This is a genomic window from Cryobacterium sp. Hz7, assembly GCF_004402815.1.
GTDB lineage: Bacteria > Actinomycetota > Actinomycetes > Actinomycetales > Microbacteriaceae > Cryobacterium > Cryobacterium sandaracinum.
This window is the reverse complement of the sequence record NZ_SOFB01000025.1, coordinates 54171-72305: the sequence shown is the minus strand read 5'-3', so window position 1 is coordinate 72305 and position 18135 is coordinate 54171. Positions and strand designations below refer to the sequence as shown.

Sequence of the window (18135 nt, the reverse complement as noted above, 5' to 3'; positions counted from 1 at the left end):
ACGGATTCTGCGGGTGCAGCGCTGCTGCTACAGGGCGGCGTACCCGGCTGCGGCCTCGGCCAGCAGGTCGGCCTCGGCCCAGGTCGCGAGGTTCGCGCGCAGCTTCACGCCGAGGTCGGCGTCGACGCTGGTCCAGTATGCGATAGCTCGCTCGGTCACTTCGGGACGTTCCACCCCGCTGATGGCACCGGTGATGGTGTCGAGGAAGCGCGCCTTGGCGGCATCGTCGTAGACCTCGCGGTACAGCGTCCCGGCCTGGCCGAAGTCGCTGTCCTCGCTGCGCAGCTGCGCGGCGGCGCGCACGAGTTCGCCGTCGTTCTCCCAGCTTCCGTCGGTTGCCGCCTGCGGGTCGGCCACCGGGCCGCCCAGCGAGTTCGGAGCGTAGTTCGGGACATCCGTCGCGTTGAAGTGATAGCGAGCGGCGCCATCCTGCGAGTAGTTGTTCACTGGAGCCTTCGCGGCGTTCACCGGCAGCTGGTTGAAGTTCGTGCCGACACGGTATCGCTGGGCGTCCGGGTAGGAGAAGATGCGCGCCATCAGCATCTTGTCAGGACTCGCCGCGATGCCGGGCACGAAGTTCGCCGGGGAGAACGCGGCCTGCTCGATCTCAGCGAAGAAGTTCTCCGGGTTGCGGTTCAGGGTGTGCGTGCCGACCTTGACCAGCGGGTAGTCTGCGTGCGGCCACACCTTGGTGATGTCGAACGGGTTGAACCGGTAGGCCTTGGCGTCGTCGTACGGCATGATCTGCACCGAGACGTCCCAAGACGGAAAGTTTCCGGCATCGATGGCGTCGAAGAGGTCGCGACGGTAGTAGTCGGCGTCGGCCCCCGCGATGAGCTCAGCCTCCGAGCCCTCCATCTCGATGTTGCCCTGGTTTGAGGTGAAGTGGTACTTGACCCAGAAGCGCTCACCGGCGGCGTTGATCCACTGGTAGGTGTGCGAGCCGAAGCCGGGCATCTCGCGCCAGGAGCGCGGCAGGCCGCGGTCGCCCATCAGGTAGGTCACCTGGTGCGCGGACTCCGGGGAGAGGGTCCAGAAGTCCCACTGCATGGTCGCGTCGCGCAGGCCGGAGCCCGGCAGACGCTTCTGCGAGTGGATGAAGTCGGGGAACTTGATGCCGTCGCGGATGAAGAACACCGGTGTGTTGTTGCCGACGATGTCGTAGTTGCCCTCGGAGGTGTAGAACTTCACCGAGAAGCCGCGCACGTCGCGCCAGGTGTCGGGGCTGCCCTGCTCACCGGCAACGCTGGAGAAGCGCTGCAGCGTCTCGGTGGTCGTTCCGGGCGCGAAGACGGCGGCGCGGGTGTACGCGGAGACGTCTCCGGTCACCTCGAAGACGCCGTGCGCTCCGCCGCCCTTGGCGTGCACGATGCGCTCCGGGATGCGCTCGCGGTTGAACTGGGCGAGCTTCTCGACCAGGTAGACGTCGTGCAGGGCAGTGGCTCCCTCGGTTCCAACGGTCAGGGAGTGCTCGTCGCTGGCGACGGGCGTTCCCGTCTGCGTGGTGGTGGACTTGATTGTCATTGTGCTCCTTCGTTCGACAGCGGTGCAGGTGTGGAAAGTGCGGTGAGTGTGGAGGTCTGGCAATCGGGGCAGAGGCCCCAATAGGTGACCTCGGCGGTTTGCACGGTAAATCCGGAGGTGTTCGAGGGCGTTAGGCAGGGGGACTCACCCACGGCGCAGTCGACGTCGTGCACCGCGCTGCACCGGGTGCAGACGATGTGGTGGTGGTTGTCGCCGACCCGGCGTTCGAAGAGAGCCGGGGAGCCGGCCGGCTCGATCTTGCGGGCGATCCCCGCGCCGGTGAAGGCCGCGAGCACACCGTATACCGCCTGCAGTGAGGTGCCCGGCAGCTCGGCTCGAACCGTGGCGTAGAGCCGCTCCGCGGTCGAGTGCGGGGCCTGGTCGAGAACACGCAGCACCGCCAAGCGGGGCCCGGTGACCTTGAGCCCAGACGCACGGATGCTGTCGGCGAGCAAGCCGGACGCCTCAACCGCCCGCACCCGCCCTGTTTCCGTCATGCGCCCCACGCTAACAGTTGTTTTGAATTACTCAAAACAATTGGCGACCACCGGGCGTGGCGCACGCGGGCTGCAGGGCGCGGATCACCGGCTCAGGACGGCGAGCCGAGTGCCGATTGGTAAACGTCGACGACCCGGGCCAGGAAGGCCTCGATGACCTCTCGTTCCTCATCAGAGAGATCCTGGGTGAGCGCCGCCACTCCCCCGATCACCGGAAGCAGTTGCTGGAACGCCCGCAAAACCGACTCCTGAGCCGGCACCACGACCACCTTGCGCCGATCCGACGAGTGCGGATGGCGCTGGGCGTGACCGAGGGCCACGAGCCGGTCGACCACGAGAGTGGTTGCCGCCGTGGAGATGTCCAGGCGGCGGGACAGCTCGCCCGGGGTCAGCGACCCCTCCCGGATCAGGTGCTCCATCGCGGACAGGTCGGTGGCGTTCACCTCGAGCGCCTGCCCGACCTGGCGCTCGAAGGCGCGGGACAGGTGCACGATGTCGTGCAGCTGGAAGCCGATCCGGTCCGAAACCGGCAGACTGGAATCCCGACTTTCGCCGCCCCCCGGCGCGCCGACGACCCCGGCCGCGGAGCCGGGAGCGAACTTGCGACGCTCTTCCATAGGAGCCATACTATTACGAAGATTGCTAGGGCGCCTAGCAATCAGGCTTCTTGGAGGAATTTTGCTCGCGATTCAGCGGATCATCACCGGTCGACGCACGGCCTGGATCGTACTGATCGCGACGATTGTCGCCGTCGGTCTGCTCTTCTCCCTCCTCCCCTCCGACGATTCCGAGGAGTTCCCCACCTCCGGGCTGCCCACATCCAGCCAGGCCGCACAGGTCGACGCTCTCCTCGCCGAGTTCCCCTCCGCCGAGCAGACCTCCGCGATCGTGGTCTGGACCCGGGAGGGTGCCGACCTGACCCGGGCCGACATCGCAGCCATCGCCGAACGCGGCACCGCCCTCGCCGAGCAGTCGATCGTGCCGCAGGCGACCATGCCGCGGTTCAGCGATGACGGGCAGGCCGCGATCAGCATCGTTCCGCTGGACGCGGACGAGGCCAACGCCGACATCGGCGGGGCGGCCACCGGCATCCGTGACGCCGCGTCCGACGCACTGCCGAGCGGTCTGAACGCCTTTGTCACCGGCGCCGTCGGCTTTCAGTCCGACATCACCAACGCCTTCGCCGGTGCCGACTTCCGGCTGCTGCTCGTCACCGTGATCGTCGTCGCCGTGCTTCTGATCGTCACCTACCGCAGTCCCGTGCTCTGGATCGTTCCGCTCGTCGTCGTCGGCATCGCGGACGGCCTGTCCGGGGTCGTCGTCGGCGCCCTGGCCGAGCCGTTCGGCATCACCCTCGACCCCTCCGTCGCCGGCATCCAGTCCGTGCTGGTCTTCGGCGCTGGCACCAATTACGCCCTGCTGCTCGTGGCCCGCTATCGCGAGGAGTTACTCCGCACCGAGAACCGCAACGACGCCATGCTGGCCGCGGTGCGCGGTGCCGGCCCGGCCATCGCCGCCAGTGGCGGCACGGTCGCGCTCAGCCTGCTCACCCTGCTGTTCGCCGAGCTGTCCGGCAACCGCGCGCTCGGTTTCGCCTGCGCTAGCGGTGTCGTCATCGCCATCATCTTCGCGCTGGTCGTGCTGCCGGCTGCCCTTGTGGTCTGCGGTCGCGGCCTGTTCTGGCCGTTCATCCCCCGCTTCGTGCCGGGCGCCGGTGCCGAGCTGCGTCCCGGCTTCTGGACCCGCCTCGGTCGGGGCGTGCAGCGCCGTCCGATCGTGGTCACCGCGGCATCCGTCGCCGCGATCGGCGCCCTCAGCCTGGGCCTGATCGGCGCCTCCGTGGGGCTGTCGCAGGCCGACCAGCTCCTCGGCAAGCCCGAATCGGTGCAGGCGCAGGCCATCGTGAAGGAATCCTTCTCGGCCGGCTTGACCAGCCAGACCATCGTGCTGGTACCGGATGCCGCGGCCGCCGAGGCCACGACGCTTGCCACCGACACGCCCGGCGTCGAGTCCGTGCTGCCCGGCGAGAGCGCGAACGGCCTGACCCGGCTGAACCTCTCCCTGTCCAGCGAGCCGGGCAGCGACGAAACCTTCTCCGTCATCGACACACTGCGCGGCACCTATGCCGACACCTCGGGCGACGTGTCCGAGGCGCTGGTCGGCGGCAGCGACGCCACGGCGTTCGACAACAAGACGAGCGCCCAGGCCGACCAGGCCCTGATCATCCCGATGATCCTGGCGATCGTGTTCTCCATCCTCGCCCTGCTCCTGCGCTCCCTGGTGGCACCCGTTCTGCTGATCCTCAGCGTGCTGGCGACGTACTTCGCCAGCCTCGGTGCCTCCAACTGGATCTTCCAGAACCTGATGGGCTTCCCCGCCTTCAACACCAACGTGGTGCTGTTCGCGTTCCTCTTCCTGGTGGCCCTCGGGGTGGACTACAACATCTTCCTCACCACCCGCGCCCGGGAAGAGAGCATCCGGTTCGGCACGAAGGAGGGCATGGTGCGCGCCCTGTCGTCGACGGGCGCGGTCATCACGAGCGCCGGCATCCTGATCGCGGCGGTCTTCGCCGTGCTGGGCGTGCTGCCAGTCGTGGCTCTCACCCAGATCGGCGTCATCGTCTGCATCGGCGTGCTGCTCGACACGCTCGTGGTGCGCACCCTCGTGGTGCCGGCGCTGGTGTTCCTCACCGGCGACAGGTTCTGGTGGCCGTCCCGTCCGGCCGCAAAGGCCCCGCTGGTCTAGCGCACCGCGGGCGAGGATCCGTGTCGAACCCCGAACGAATTCGACGGAGATTTTGCTCTAGACCGCGTGTTCAGGCTCAAAAACCGGTGCTTGACCCAAAATCTCCGTCGAATTGGTTTGACCGCGCGCTCGGAATCGCTCAGCGGGGGCACGGGAGTCCGGGGCCGCCGGCCTCGGGCGGCGTGCGGTGCTGCCACTGCAGCCTCCGTTCGAGCTGCGCACCGAGCGCCAGTAGCGTGGCCTCCCCGCCCGGCCGGCCGATCAGCTGCACTCCCATCGGCAGTCCAGCCCCGGTTTCGGTAACGGGCAGCACGATCGCGGGCAGTCCGCTCACGTTGACCATGGACGTGAACGGGGTGTACTGCACCTGCTGGGCGAAGTTGCGCTCCCCGTCGACCGCGTCGTACCAGCCCAGCGGGCGCGGCGTGAGCGCGAGCGCCGGGGTCAGCACCGCGTCGAACCGGGACAACTGGCGGATGAACGACCGCTCGTAAGCCGACAGGGCCGCGAGCGCCTGAGCCAGATCCCGAGCGGACAGCTCCCGGCCGCGGTTCATCAGCCAGCGGGTGAGCGGCTCGAGCAGCTTCTCCTGCTCCGGGGTGTCGGCGGGGATGCCCGCAGCGCCGGCCTGCCAGATCGTGCGGAACGCCGGCACATAGCTGTCGTCGGGCTCGAGCGCCGTCTCCTCCAGGCCATGGCCCATACTCGCGAACCCGTCGACGGCCACCATCAGGGCGGCCAGCGCCTCGGGAGCGATCTCGATCGGGTAGGCGTCATCCCAGGCGGAGGTTGTCATCACGCCGAGCTGGAACCGGCCCTCGCCGCGCACGGCGGCGGCCAACAGAGGTGCATCGTCGCCGGGGGGCCGGAGCGAGTACAGGTGCTGCGGATGCCCGCCTCGCGGCGCGATCATGGCGTCCAGCAGCAGGGCGGCATCCGCCACCGTCCGTGCCAGCGGTCCGGCCACGCTGAGACCGCCGAGCGCGTTGATCCCGGACGACGAGGGCACCCGGCCACGCGACGGTTTCAGGCCGACGAGACCGCAGGCTGCCGCGGGGATCCGCACCGAGCCGCCGCCGTCGGAGCCCGGAGCGAAGGGAAGCAGCCGGGCGGCGACGGCCACCGCCGCCCCGCCGCTGGAGCCGCCCGCGCCCCGGGAGCGGTCCCACGGGTTGCGCGCGGGCGGCCCGGCCAGCGTCTCGGTGTACGACGGCAGCCCGAACTCGGGCGTGCTGGTCTTGCCGAGGCTCACGCCGCCGGCCGCGTCCAGGGCGAGCACGAGATCGTCGGACTCGGCCGGCACGTAATCCTGCATCAGCCGCGATCCGAACCGGGCCGGCACGCCGGCGCGGCTCTGCAGGTCCTTGTCGGCGAAGGGCAGACCCCAGAGCGGCATGCTGCGCGGCATCAGCTGCTCGACGAAGCGCGCCCGCTTCCGCGCGGCATCCGCTGTCACGCTCACGAACGCGCCGAGGCCGGAGTCCTGAGCCTCGATCCGGCCCAGGTAGTGCTCGGTCAGCTCGGTGGGGCTGATCTCACCGCGCTGCAGCGCCTGCCATTGTTCGAGAGCGGTCAGTTCATGCGGAGCGGCCATCCCCCGAGCCTAGCCAGCCGGGATGCCGGGCATCGGCGCGACGGAGCGGCGAGACGCTCAGCGGCGCGACGCTCAAGAGTGGGACAGCCCGGTCAGCAACGCCTGGAACGCCCGCGGCGCGGCGCGGAGAACGGATGCCGCCGCCCACGACCCGGCCCACGGCAGCAGCTGCGCGACGTTGATGATCTCGTACTGCACGAGCGACCCGGCCTCCTCCTCGGGCAGCACCTGGTACTCGCCGCGGTACCACCAGCCGCGCCGCAGCACGAGTCGGCGTCGGTCCCGGTCGATGTGCACGTTGCCCCCGCCGGCCGCCCCCGAGGCCATCGCCGTCACGAGCCGGTTGAACACGGCGTCGGGGCCGGCCTCGAGGTGTCCTGCGAACGAGCGCAACACGGTGTGGCGCTCGGGCAGGGTGGGCAGGGCATCGGTCATCCCTCGATTTTAGGCGTCCGCCGGCCGCAGGCTCGCCGCTGCGCCTATTTGAGGCTCTTCTGCAGGAGCACGGTGCCGAGCCAGCGGTCGAACTTGAAGCCGACCTTGCCCATCCGGCCGATCTCCGCGAATCCGAAGTCGAGGTGCAGCTTGATCGACGCGTCGGCGCCCTGGTCGGCGACGACCGAGATGATCTCCTTGAGCCCGGCCGCCTGGGAGCGCTCGATGAGTTCGCCGAGCAGCATCCGGCCCAGTCCCTTGCCGGTGGAGGCCGCTCCGAGGTAGATCGAGTTCTCGACCGTGAAGCGGTAGGCGCGTTTCTGCTTCCACGGGCTGACCAGGGCGTAGCCGAGCAGCTGGCCGGCCGGGGAGACGGCCACGATGAACGGCATCCCGAGCTTGCCCAGATAGTAGAACTTGCTGCGCCACTCGGCGAGGGTCATCGGGTCGACGTCGAAGGTGACCGTGCTGTTGGCGACGTAGTAGTTGTAGACCTCCCGGATATACGGTAGATCAGTGATTTGGGCCTCACGCATGGTGAATCCGAACGGCGCCTCTTCCGCGGGCGTCGGTCGAAGGTGCCGGGGCAATTGCCGACGCGGCTGGTATTCCTCTTCAAGCACAGCTAACTCCTCCAGAGAGCTCCAGATTACCCGAGGGACCAGTCCACCGGGGCCGCCCCGGTGCGGCCGAGGTACTCGTTGGCCCGGCTGAACGGCTTTGAACCGAAGAATCCGCGCCTGGCCGACAGCGGGCTCGGGTGCGCGGACTCGATCACCGGCGTGTCCCCGAGGAGCGGCCGCAGCGTGCCGGCATCCTTCCCCCACAGGATCGCCACGAGCGGCCGGTCCCGGGCGACGAGGGCGCGGATGGCCTGCTCGGTCACGCATTCCCAGCCGCGGCGCCGGTGCGACCCGGCCAGGCCGGCCTGCACGGTGAGTACGCGGTTGAGCAGCAGCACCCCCCGCCGCGACCACGGCGAGAGGTCTCCAGTGGCGGCGGTGACGCCCACGTCGTCGTGCAGCTCCCGGCAGATGTTCGCCAGGCTGCGCGGCAGCGGCCGCACGTGTGCCTCGGTCGCGAAGGCGAGCCCGATCGGATGTCCCCGGGTCGGGTACGGGTCCTGGCCGACGATGAGCACCCGCACGGCATCGAACGGCTCGGCGAAGGCGCGGAAGACGTTCTCCGGGGCCGGTAGCCAGATACGGCCGGCCAGAGTCTCGGCGCGCAGGAGCTCCGCCATCCGGTCGATCTCCGGCCCCACCGGCGCCAGCGCCTGGGCCCAGCCAAGATCGATGGCCCGGCTCTCGGTCAGCGCCGCGAGGGTGACGGGCATGATGCTCGGCTCAGGCCCCGAAGGTGCTCACGAGCACCCCGCCGTCGGCCTCGCTGACCCGCCAGACACTGCCGGCTCCGACGACGCTGAGCGCGCCCTCGCCGACGACCAGCGCGGTGTTCTCGTCGACGGCCAGGCCGCCGTCGATCAGGCCGGCCTCGGTGGCCGCGACCAACCGGGACAGCGTGCCCCACTGGGCGGCGTGTACCTCCACGGTGACGTCGAGCAACCCGATGCCGGGTTCGACGGTGATCTCGTCGAGCCCCTCGGCGGCGTGTTCACCGCTGACCTCGACGCCGCCCATGCGCCAGCCGCCGATCAGGGCACGCTCGGCCGCGATCATCGCGCCGGCAGAGAATCCGAGATAGGGGATGCCGGCGGCCACCTGACGACGGATCTCACCGAATATCGGGGCCACGGCGACCAGGTAGGCGGGGGTGACTCCGCCGCCGACCAGGATTCCGTCGGCCTCGGACACAGCGGTCAGGGCGAAGACGTCGCCCGGGGCGACGACGGTGACCTTCGGCTCGAACTCGCCGGCCGCGGAAACGGCGGCGACCAGGTTCGCGGCGTGGTCGGCGGCGTCTTCGGCACGCACGACGAGGATCGCGATGCCAGGCTCCGCGCGGCCTGCCACGACTCCGCGCGCCGTGGCCTCGGCCAGGAAGGGTCCGAAGACGGCCGCGTCTGTCCGGGGGTTCCAACCGCCGCCGACCAGGTGCACGCTCACAGCAGGGCGCCCCGGGCCACGAGGGGCAGGCTGGCGGCGAGCAGGCTCGCGACAGGCAGGTCGTCATCGAGCTGTGCGCCGCCCGGCAGGCTCGCACCGGTGAGGCTCTCCGCTACGGGAGGCAGCGAGGACCAGGGGAACACGATCCAGCGGTCCGTTTCACACCAGGTGAAATCGGGCACCAGCACGGTGCGAGGCTTCGTGTACAGGGTGGCGGTGCGCACCTCGCAGGCGGTTTCCCGCAGCAGCGCGACGACCATCGCGAGGGTGTGCCCCGAGTCGGAGACGTCGTCGACGAGCAGCACCCGCAGGCCGGTCAGCGACGGCGCGTCGAGCATCGGTCCCGACAGGACCGGCACGGGGAGGCGCTCGTCGACGCCGGTGTAGAACTGCACGTTGATGCTGCCGCAGTTCTTGGTGCCCAGCGCATACGACATGGCGCCGGCGAGCAGCAGCCCGCCGCGGGCGATGGCGATCACGACATCCGGCTGGAAGCCGCTCGACAGCACCGCCTTCGACAGCTGGCGGGACGCGTCCGCGAACACGTCCCAGCCCAGCACTTCCCGCTCAATTCCGGTCACATCACGTGCAGCGTCGTCCGCGTCGAATCCCATTTCCCAATGGTAGGTCACGGCGCGGTCACGATGAGCTCAGGCCAGGTGCCGCTCCTCATGGCCGTTATAGAGCGAGAGCGGCCGGATCAGGGCATTCGATGCGGTCTGCTCGATGATGTGCGCGGTCCACCCGGTCAGTCGCGCCGCGACGAAGATCGGCGTGAAAGTGAGGGTGTCGAATCCCATCAGGTTGTACGCCGGTCCCGACGGGTAGTCCAGGTTGGGCAGGATGCCGGTGCGCGTCGTCATCCCCGCCTCGAGGGATTCGTAGAGCTCCAGCAGGTCCGGCCGGTCATAATGCTCGACCAGGGTGACCAGCGCGGTGCGCATGGTCGGCACCCGCGAGTCCCCGTGCTTGTACACCCGGTGGCCGAAGCCCATCACCTTCCGCTTTGCGGCGAGGGTCTCATTCAGCCACGCCTCGGCGCGCTTCCCGGCGCCCAGGCCGAGCCCGATTTCGTCGAAAATGTGCATCACGGCCTCGTTCGCCCCGCCGTGCAGCGCGCCCTTGAGAGCCCCGATCGCTCCGGTGACCGCGGAGTGCAGGTCGGACAGGGTCGAGGTGATCACGCGGGCGGTGAACGTCGACGCGTTGAAGGAGTGCTCCGCATACATGATCATGGACACATCGAACGCGTTCACGACCACGAGTTCGGGCACCTCGCCGAACGTCATGAACAGGAAGTTGGCCGAGTAGCCGAGGTCGCTGCGCGGTTCGATCAGCTCGAGGCCATGGCGGCGGCGCTGGTCGTAGGCCACGATCGCCGGCATCTGGGCCCAGAGCCGCAGGCCCTTGGCACGGTTGGCCGCCGGCGACGCGTCGGCCGCATCGGGGTCGTTCGCGCCGATCAGGCTGACCGCCGTGCGCACGACGTCCATCGGGTGCGCCGTCATCGGCAGCTCGTCGATGACGCGCTTCACCGCAGGATTCAGGTGCCGGAGGGAGCGTTCCTGCTCCTCGAATTCGCCCAGCTCGACGTCGGTCGGCAACTCGCCGTGCCAGAGCAGGTAGGCCACCTCCTCGAAGCTCTTCTGTGCCGCGAGTTCCTGCACCGGGTAGCCCCGGTACAGCAGCGAGTTCGATTCGGGGTTGACCTTGGACACCTGCGTATGGTCGACCACGACGCCGGCGAGGCCCTTGTAAATGGTCGGTTCGTTCTGACTCATGTCGCTCCCTTGCGTTGAGACTGGATCTGCGTGCGGGGCCGGGCTGCTACGAGGCAACATCCGGGTTGAGGGTGAAGTTGAAGACGCCGGAATCGAAGTGGCTGTACGACTCGTAGTCGAGCAGCTCGTAGAGCCTCGCCCGGTGCTGCATCTCCGGCAGCAAGCCGGTCAGTGAGCCCTGCGCCTCGATGGTGTCGAGGCCGCGTTCGGCCGCCCCCATCGCGAGGCGCAGCAGGGACACCGGGAAGATGACGATGTTCATGCCGACATCCGCCAGCTGCTGGGTCGTGTAGAGCTCGCCCTTGCCGAACTCGGTCATGTTCGCCAGCACCGGCACGTCCACGGCGGCGCGGATGGCCGCGAACTCGGCCAGGGATGCCATCGCCTCCGGAAAGATCGCGTCGGCCCCGGCGTCGACGAGCTTCTTCGCCCGGTCGACCGCGGCAGCCAGGCCGTCGACGGCACGGATGTCCGTGCGCGCCATGATCAGGAAGTTCGGGTCGCGCCGGGCGTCGACGGCCGCCCGGATGCGCTTGGCCGCCGTGTCGTCGTCGACGACCTGCTTGCCGTCGAGGTGACCGCAGCGTTTCGGATTGACCTGGTCCTCGATGTGCATGCCGGCCAGACCGGCATCCTCGAGCGTCTGGATCGTGCGTGCCACGTTCATCGGCTCGCCGAAGCCGGTGTCGGCGTCCACGATCGTGGGCAGGTCGCTCATCCGGGCGATCTGCTGGCTCCGGCCGGCCACCTCGGTGAGAGTGGTCAGGCCGATGTCGGGCAGACCCAGGTCGGCCGAGAGCACCGCGCCGGAGATGTACACCCCTTCGAAGCCCTTGGCCGCGATCAGTCGGGCCGAGAGCGGGTTGAACGCACCGGGGAAGCGCAGCAGCCGGCCGCTCGCCAGGTCCTTGCGGAACGCGGCCCGCTTGGCGGCCGGGCTGACTTTCGAGTACAACATCAGAAGATTCCGTTCGGGGTGGGAAGTGAGGCGAGCAACCCGTTACGGGCCACGATGGTGAGCTGGCCGAGCTCCCCGGCGCCAAGCCGCGGCAGGCGTTCGGCCGCGGCGAGGAAGCGCACGATCTCGCCCTCCTCGACCACGTCGGCCGCGAGGGTGCGGAACTTGTGCACGTATTCGGCCCGCCCGAACGGCTTCGCGCCGAGCGGATGGGCGTCGGCGACGGCGATCTCGTCAACGACCCGGCTGCCGTCGGTGAGCTCGATCTCGACTCGACCGCCGAAGGCCTTCTCGGCCGGGTCGAGCGAGTGGTACCGGCGGGTCCACTCGCTGTCTTCCGTGGTGGTCACCTTGTTCCAGAGGGCGATCGTGTCGGCCCGGCCGGCGCGTTCGGGCCGGTAGGAATCCACGTGGTGCCAGCTGCCGTCTTGCAGGGCGACCGTGAAGATGTACGGGATGGAGTGGTCGAGGGTCTCCCGGCTGGCCGTGGGGTCGTACTTCTGCGGGTCGTTCGCGCCCGAGCCGATCACGTAGTGGGTGTGGTGGCTGGTGTGGATGACGACGGATACGACGTTGGCCGGATCGGACAGGGCCGGGTGCTCCCGGTGCAGCTTCCGGGCCAGGTCGATCCACGCCTGCGCCTGATACTCCGCCGAGTGTTCCTTCGTGTAGCTGTCCAGGATGGCGCGCTTGGCTTCACCATTCGACGGCAGCGACACCTCGTAGGCGGCATCCGGCCCGTCGAGCAGCCAGGCGATCACGCCGTCTTCACCCTCGTAGATCGGGGTGGGGCTGGTTTCGCCGCGCATCGCGCGGTCGACCGCCTCCACCGCCATCTTGCCGGCGAAGGCCGGGGCGTGTGCCTTCCAGCTGGAGATCTCGCCCTTCCTGGACTGCCGGGTGGCCGTCGTGGTGTGCAGCGCCTGCCCCACCGCCTGGAAGATGGTCTCGGGGTCGAGCCCGAGCAGGGTGCCGATGCCGGCGGCCGCCGACGGGCCGAGGTGGGCCACGTGGTCGATCTTGTGCGCGTGCAGGCTGATGCCCTTGACCAGGTCGATCTGGATCTCGTAGCCCGTGGCGATGCCGCGCACGAGGTCGCGACCGGTCAATCCGCGGGCGGTGGCGAGGTGCTGGGCGACCGCGACGACCGGCGGGATGTTGTCGCCGGGGTGTGAGTACTCGGCGGCGAGGAACGTGTCGTGGTAGTCGAGCTCACGCACGGCGACCCCGTTGGCCCAGGCCGCCCACTCAGGTGACACCCGGCGGGAGCGCTGCTCACCGAACACGGTCGCCCCGACGCCGTTGAACGAACGCGGGTGCGCCAGCGCCTGCGAGCGGGCCGACACCACCGGGCGCCGGGTCAGCGACGCCGCGGCGACGGCGGCGTTGTCGATCACCCGGTTGACGATCATCTCGGTCACCTCGTCGCTCACCCCGACCGGGTCGGAAGCGACCTCGGCGATCTTCCAGGCCAGCTGGTCGGTGCGGGCAAGGTTCTCGTCGCTGCGGTGAACACGAACGTGGTGGAGCTGCACGGTGGATCCCTTCGATTGGTTCGATTGGTTCGATTGGTTCGATTGGTTCGATTGGTTCGAATAGTGCGGTCAGCGCGGTGGAGGCGATGGGTCGGCCGGAACGGCCGACGATCCCCGGAGGGTCGCGAGAACGCTGGTGAGGCTCTGGTGGAGGTGCACGTGCGTGGCGTGGGCGGCCAGCGACGAATCGCCCGCCAGAACGGCGTCCACGATGAGCAGGTGCTCGGCGGCGGCACTTCGGAGCCGGTCCGGGTTGTCCCGGGCCAGGCGACGGATGCGGGCGAGGTGCGTGCGCACCCCGGCGAGCGCACCCACGAGGAAGGGGTTCGCCACGGCCACGTCGAGGGCCAGGTCGAACTCGTCGATCAGCTCGTAGTAGCGGCGTAGTCCCGCCTTGCCGTGCCGGAGCAGCTCCGGGGCCGCAAGGAACTGCGTGCGGAGATCCTCGAAGACCGCCGGGTCGCGGCGCTCGGCGGCGATCCGGGCGGCGTGTTCCTCCAACGCCCGTCGCACCTCGTAGAGTTCCCCGATTCTGTCCACGCTCATCTCGGTGACCATGAACCCACGGCCGGTGCGGCCGGCCACCAGACCGTCGGCGATCAGCCGGGCGATCGCCGCGCGCAGAGGGGTGCGCGACACCCCGATCCGGGCGGCTTGCTCCACCTCGAGCAGCCCCGTGCCGGGCGCCAGGAGGCCGTCGAGAATCTCGCCGCGCAGCTGCCGGTAGGCGCGTTCACTTGCGCGAACCGGAGCCGTGGTCCCCGTCGTTGGGGTTTCTGTATACACAAATCACATGTTATTCCCTTATTGCGGGTTATGTGCCAGACTTCACGAATTCTATGTATACATAGGAACTTCAACGGAGAGGTTCGAATGTCTGGGAAAGCTTCGGCGGGGTATCACGACCTGTGGCAGAGAAGCATCGATGACGGCACGCGTTCGGCGTTCTGGCTGCAGGCAGCCCGGGCAATCGACTGGACCGTTCCGCCGACGGTGGCGCTGGAGGAACGCTTCCCCGGCGCCTGGCGCTGGTTCCCGGACGGCGAACTCAACACCAGCTACAACGCGCTCGACCGCCACGTCCTTGCCGGCCGCGGCGAACAGACGGCCGTCATCTACGACTCGGCGATGTCCGGCACCCGGGTGCGCCTGAGCTACCGTGAACTTCTGGGACGCGTCGAGCGCTTCGCCGGGGTGCTCCGCGCCAGCGGCGTCGGCCAGGGCGACCGGGTGATCGTCTACCTGCCGATGATCCCGGAAGCCATCGTCGCCATGCTGGCGTGTGCCCGCATCGGCGCCATCCACTCCGTCGTCTTCGGCGGCTTCGCAGCCAGCGAGCTCGCCGTGCGGATCGACGATGCGCGACCGACCGTGATCGTGACCGCCTCCGGCGGCCTCGAACCGGGCCGGGCGGTCGAATACCTGCCTCTGGTCGAACGCGCCCTCGCTCGCAGCAAGGGCTCGGTGCACACCGTCATCGTGCGCGACCGGGAGATGGTCCCCGGCTGCGCCGCCGACTACGCCGGCACCAGCGACGTGGCCTGGCTGGACTGGGCCCACGAGGAGAACGAGGCCTCCCCGGCCGCGCCGATCAGCCTTCGCTCCGACGACCCGCTCTACATCCTGTACACCTCCGGAACGACCGGCAATCCGAAGGGGATCGTCCGCGACAACGGCGGCCACGCCGTGGCGCTGGCCTGGTCGATGGCCAACATCTACAACGTCAAGCCCGGCGACGTCTTCTGGGCGGCCTCTGACGTCGGCTGGGTGGTCGGCCACTCCTACATCGTCTATGCCCCGCTGCTGGTCGGCGCCACCACGGTCATCTATGAGGGCAAACCGGTCGGCACCCCGGATGCCGGGGCGTTCTGGCGCGTGGTGGAGGACTACCAGGTGTCAGTCCTGTTCACGGCGCCCACGGCCATCCGTGCCATCCGCCGCGTCGACCCTGACCTGGTCGAACTGGCGGGGCACGACATCCAGAGCCTGCACGGGCTGTTCCTGGCCGGCGAACGCCTCGACCCGGAGACATACCACTGGGCCAATGACGGGCTGCACTGCCCGGTGGTCGATCACTGGTGGCAGACCGAGACCGGCTGGGCGATCTGCGCGAACCCGCGGGGCATCGCCGACATCCCGACGAAACCGGGCTCGGCCACGTTCCCGGTGCCCGGCTACGACATCGCCATCCTCGATTCCCAGGGCAAGCCGGTCACGAAGGCCGGCAAGGACGGCAACATCGCCATCCGCCTCCCGCTGCCGCCCGGCGCCCTGCTCGGGATCTGGGGCAGCGAAGACCGCTTCGAAAGCTCCTACCTGTCGGCTTTCCCCGGCTTCTACGCCACCGGAGATTCCGGCCACTTCGACGAGGACGGCTACCTCTATGTGATGGGCCGCACCGACGACGTGATCAACGTTGCCGGGCACCGACTGTCCACCGGCTCGCTCGAGGAGGTGCTCACCCTGCACCCCGCGGTCGCCGAGTGCGCGGTGCTCGGCGTGCGCGACCCTCTCAAGGGGCAGCGCGCGGCCGGCTTCGTCACGCTCAAGTCCGGGGCCACGATCGACCACGACACTCTCGGCGCAGAGCTCATCGCGCTGGTGCGGGAGCATGTCGGGCCGGTGGCCGCGTTCCGAGACGTGACCATCCTGGACAGGCTGCCGAAGACCCGGTCGGGGAAGATCCTCCGCAAGACCATCCGGCAGATCGTCGATGGCGAGGCCTACACCGTACCGCCGACGATCGAGGATCCCACGGTTCTCGACGCCCTCAAGCAGGCCGTGCATGGAGTCGGCCCGAACGCCTGAAGCACCAGTCGACCCCCACAGATCACCCCAGCACCATCCCACACAGTCACATCCCTTCACCGGAGCAAAGGAGCCCGCATGGCGGAATCACTGAAAGACAAATTCCCGGACGGAGTAAAACCGTCCACCATCGACTACATCGCGTATGAGAAGACGCCGAAGTTCATCCAGCTGAAGAAGCAGCGCCGCGGGTTCGTGCTGCCGCTGGCCGCCTTCTTCTTCATCTGGTACTTCGCCTTCGTGCTCGTCGCGGCCTACCTGCCCGACGTGATGGCAATCCCGGTCTTCGGCAAGTTCAACCTCGGACTGGTGCTCGGCCTCGGCCAGTTCGTCACCACCTTCGCCATCACCATGTGGTACGTGTCGTACTCGAACCGCCGTCTCGACCCCCTCGGGGCCGAGCTGCGTGCCGAGCTTGAGGAGATGGACAAGAAATGATCGCAACCAGCATTCTGCAGTCCCTGCCGGGCCGCCTGGCCCAAGCCGTCGAACCCGCGGAAAACAACCCCGTGCTGAACATCTCGATCTTCCTCGCTTTCGTGGCGGTCACCCTGATCGTCGTCATTCGCGCCGGGCGCAACAACAAGACCGCGGCCGACTACTACACCGGCGGCCGGTCCTTCACCGGCCCGCAGAACGGGTTCGCCATCGCCGGCGACTACCTCTCCGCGGCGTCGTTCCTCGGCATCGTCGGGGCGATCGCGGTCAGCGGTTACGACGGCTTCCTGTACTCGATCGGCTTCCTCGTGGCCTGGCTCGTCGCCCTGCTGCTGGTGGCCGAGCTCATGCGCAACACCGGCAAGTACACCATGGCGGATGTACTCTCCTTCCGCCTGCGTCAGGGTCCCGTGCGCGTGGCCGCGGCGACGACCACCCTTGCCGTCTGCTTCTTCTACCTCCTCGCCCAGATGGCCGGAGCCGGCGGCCTCGTGTCGCTGCTCCTCGGCATCAACGACAAGGTCGGGCAGTCCGTCGTGGTCACCGTGGTCGGCGGCCTGATGATCATGTACGTGCTCATCGGTGGTATGAAGGGCACCACTTGGGTGCAGATCATCAAGGCGTTCCTGCTCATCATCGGCGCATTCGCGATGACCGTCTGGGTGCTGGCCATCAACGGCTTCAACTTCTCGGCGCTTCTCGACTCGGCCATCGCCGCCTCGACGAGTGTGCCGGCCGACGCCATCCTGGTGCCCGGCCTGAAATACGGCGAGAACCCGCTCGACTTCGTCTCGCTCGCCATCGCCCTGGTGCTCGGCACCGCGGGCCTGCCGCACGTGTTGATGCGCTTCTACACGGTGCCCAGCGCCAAGGAAGCCCGTCGCTCGGTCGTCTGGGCGATCTGGCTGATCGGTGCGTTCTATCTGTTCACGCTGGTGCTCGGCTTCGGTGCCGCCGCGCTCGTCGGAGCAGATGTCATCCTCGCCGCTCCCGGCGGAGTGAACTCGGCCGCGCCGCTGCTCTCCCTCGCGCTCGGCGGACCGCTGCTGCTCGGCTTCATCTCGGCCATTGCGTTCGCCACGATCCTGGCCGTGGTGGCCGGGATCACGATCACCGCCGCGACCTCCTTCGCTCACGACATCTACATGAGCGTGATCAAGAAGGGCAAGGGTGACCCCGACGCCGAGGTCAAGGTCGCACGTCGTACCGTCGTCATCATCGGCATCCTCTCGATCGCCGGCGGCATCGGCGTGCAGGGGCAGAACATCGCCTTCCTGGTGGCCCTGGCCTTCGCCGTCGCGGCGAGCGCCAACCTGCCGACCATCCTGTACTCGCTCTTCTGGCGCGGCTTCACCACCCGCGGCGCCGTGTGGAGCATGTACGGCGGCCTTGCGGTCACCGTCGGTCTGATCATCTTCTCGCCGGTCTTCTCCGGCACGGAGACGTCGATGTTCGGTGCAGACGTCGACTTCGCCTGGTTCCCTCTGAGCAACCCCGGCATCATCTCCATCCCGGTCGGGTTCTTCCTGGGCTGGCTCGGCTCGGTCACCAGCACCCGCAAGGAAGACCCGCTGCTGGCCGCGGAAATGTCGGTGCGGTCCATGACCGGTTTCGGCGCCGAGAAGGCCTCCGAGCACTGATCGAAACCGTACAACCCTTATGACCACTACTCCCCTCGGCTGCACCCCAGCCGGGGGGAGTAGTGTCGTTTCGCGGGCCGGAGGGCCAGACCATCTGCCTACGCCGAGCCTTTG

The 18135-nt window shown here is 68.6% G+C and carries 17 protein-coding genes; 4 read left to right on the top strand and 13 right to left on the bottom strand.

What is annotated here, in order from left to right; genetic code table 11:
• Positions 1 to 27: 27 nt before the first annotated feature.
• From E3N86_RS05905 to E3N86_RS05895, 3 genes are all read right to left on the bottom strand, one after another.
• Positions 28 to 1524, bottom strand: a complete 1497-nt coding sequence (locus E3N86_RS05905; RefSeq protein ID WP_134373590.1) for a catalase — start codon at positions 1522 to 1524, stop codon at positions 28 to 30.
• Positions 1521 to 2021: a Fur family transcriptional regulator gene (locus tag E3N86_RS05900; RefSeq protein WP_104099152.1), complete on the bottom strand. Its 501-nt coding sequence runs from the start codon at positions 2019 to 2021 to the stop codon at positions 1521 to 1523. Before E3N86_RS05900 ends, E3N86_RS05905 begins: the two co-directional genes overlap by 4 nt.
• Before the next feature lie 92 nt (positions 2022 to 2113).
• Positions 2114 to 2638: a MarR family winged helix-turn-helix transcriptional regulator gene (locus E3N86_RS05895; protein WP_166785030.1), complete on the bottom strand. Its 525-nt coding sequence runs from the start codon at positions 2636 to 2638 to the stop codon at positions 2114 to 2116.
• Between the two features lie 61 nt (positions 2639 to 2699).
• On the opposite strand from E3N86_RS05895, the gene E3N86_RS05890 reads away from it, so the two are divergent.
• Positions 2700 to 4766: an MMPL family transporter gene (locus E3N86_RS05890; RefSeq protein WP_134373592.1), complete on the top strand. Its 2067-nt coding sequence runs from the start codon at positions 2700 to 2702 to the stop codon at positions 4764 to 4766.
• 139 nt (positions 4767 to 4905) lie between these two features.
• Here the strand turns inward: E3N86_RS05890 and E3N86_RS05885 are convergent, their stop codons facing one another.
• From E3N86_RS05885 to E3N86_RS05840, 10 genes are all read right to left on the bottom strand, one after another.
• Positions 4906 to 6360: an amidase gene (locus E3N86_RS05885; RefSeq protein ID WP_134373594.1), complete on the bottom strand. Its 1455-nt coding sequence runs from the start codon at positions 6358 to 6360 to the stop codon at positions 4906 to 4908.
• Positions 6361 to 6432: 72 nt separating this feature from the next.
• Positions 6433 to 6795: a hypothetical protein gene (locus E3N86_RS05880; RefSeq protein ID WP_104194153.1), complete on the bottom strand. Its 363-nt coding sequence runs from the start codon at positions 6793 to 6795 to the stop codon at positions 6433 to 6435.
• Positions 6796 to 6839: 44 nt separating this feature from the next.
• Complete coding sequence (locus E3N86_RS05875; RefSeq protein ID WP_174720224.1) at positions 6840 to 7418, bottom strand: GNAT family N-acetyltransferase; 579 nt, start codon at positions 7416 to 7418, stop codon at positions 6840 to 6842.
• Between the two features lie 26 nt (positions 7419 to 7444).
• Entirely contained in the window at positions 7445 to 8131 is a 687-nt protein-coding gene (locus E3N86_RS05870; protein WP_134373596.1) for a uracil-DNA glycosylase, read from the bottom strand.
• A 10-nt stretch (positions 8132 to 8141) separates the two neighbouring features.
• A complete protein-coding gene (locus E3N86_RS05865; RefSeq protein ID WP_134373598.1) occupies positions 8142 to 8861 on the bottom strand; it encodes a Type 1 glutamine amidotransferase-like domain-containing protein in 720 nt (239 codons plus the stop codon).
• The gene (locus tag E3N86_RS05860; protein WP_104099892.1) at positions 8858 to 9475 is read right to left on the bottom strand and encodes a phosphoribosyltransferase; all 618 of its coding nucleotides are present in this window, start codon (positions 9473 to 9475) and stop codon (positions 8858 to 8860) included. The genes E3N86_RS05865 and E3N86_RS05860 overlap by 4 nt, the downstream gene beginning before the upstream one ends.
• A gap of 36 nt (positions 9476 to 9511) precedes the next feature.
• Positions 9512 to 10642 carry a bifunctional 2-methylcitrate synthase/citrate synthase gene (locus E3N86_RS05855; RefSeq protein WP_134343262.1) on the bottom strand — a complete coding sequence of 377 codons (1131 nt, stop codon included), beginning with the start codon at positions 10640 to 10642 and terminating at the stop codon, positions 9512 to 9514.
• A 46-nt stretch (positions 10643 to 10688) separates the two neighbouring features.
• Entirely contained in the window at positions 10689 to 11600 is a 912-nt protein-coding gene (prpB, locus tag E3N86_RS05850) for a methylisocitrate lyase (RefSeq protein WP_104099878.1), read from the bottom strand.
• Positions 11600 to 13135 (bottom strand): MmgE/PrpD family protein, encoded by a 1536-nt coding sequence (locus E3N86_RS05845; RefSeq protein ID WP_134373600.1) that lies wholly within the window; start codon positions 13133 to 13135, stop codon positions 11600 to 11602. The genes prpB and E3N86_RS05845 overlap by 1 nt, the downstream gene beginning before the upstream one ends.
• 69 nt (positions 13136 to 13204) lie before the next feature.
• Complete coding sequence (locus E3N86_RS05840; RefSeq protein WP_134415360.1) at positions 13205 to 13921, bottom strand: GntR family transcriptional regulator; 717 nt, start codon at positions 13919 to 13921, stop codon at positions 13205 to 13207.
• A gap of 87 nt (positions 13922 to 14008) precedes the next feature.
• Between E3N86_RS05840 and E3N86_RS05835 the strand changes: the two genes are divergently transcribed.
• From E3N86_RS05835 to E3N86_RS05825, 3 genes are all read left to right on the top strand, one after another.
• The gene (locus E3N86_RS05835) at positions 14009 to 15943 is read left to right on the top strand and encodes an AMP-binding protein (protein WP_134343264.1); all 1935 of its coding nucleotides are present in this window, start codon (positions 14009 to 14011) and stop codon (positions 15941 to 15943) included.
• Positions 15944 to 16021: 78 nt separating this feature from the next.
• The gene (locus tag E3N86_RS05830) at positions 16022 to 16381 is read left to right on the top strand and encodes a DUF485 domain-containing protein (protein ID WP_134511541.1); all 360 of its coding nucleotides are present in this window, start codon (positions 16022 to 16024) and stop codon (positions 16379 to 16381) included.
• Positions 16378 to 18021 carry a cation acetate symporter gene (locus E3N86_RS05825; protein ID WP_134511540.1) on the top strand — a complete coding sequence of 548 codons (1644 nt, stop codon included), beginning with the start codon at positions 16378 to 16380 and terminating at the stop codon, positions 18019 to 18021. Before E3N86_RS05830 ends, E3N86_RS05825 begins: the two co-directional genes overlap by 4 nt.
• The last annotated feature ends 114 nt before the right edge of the window (positions 18022 to 18135 follow it).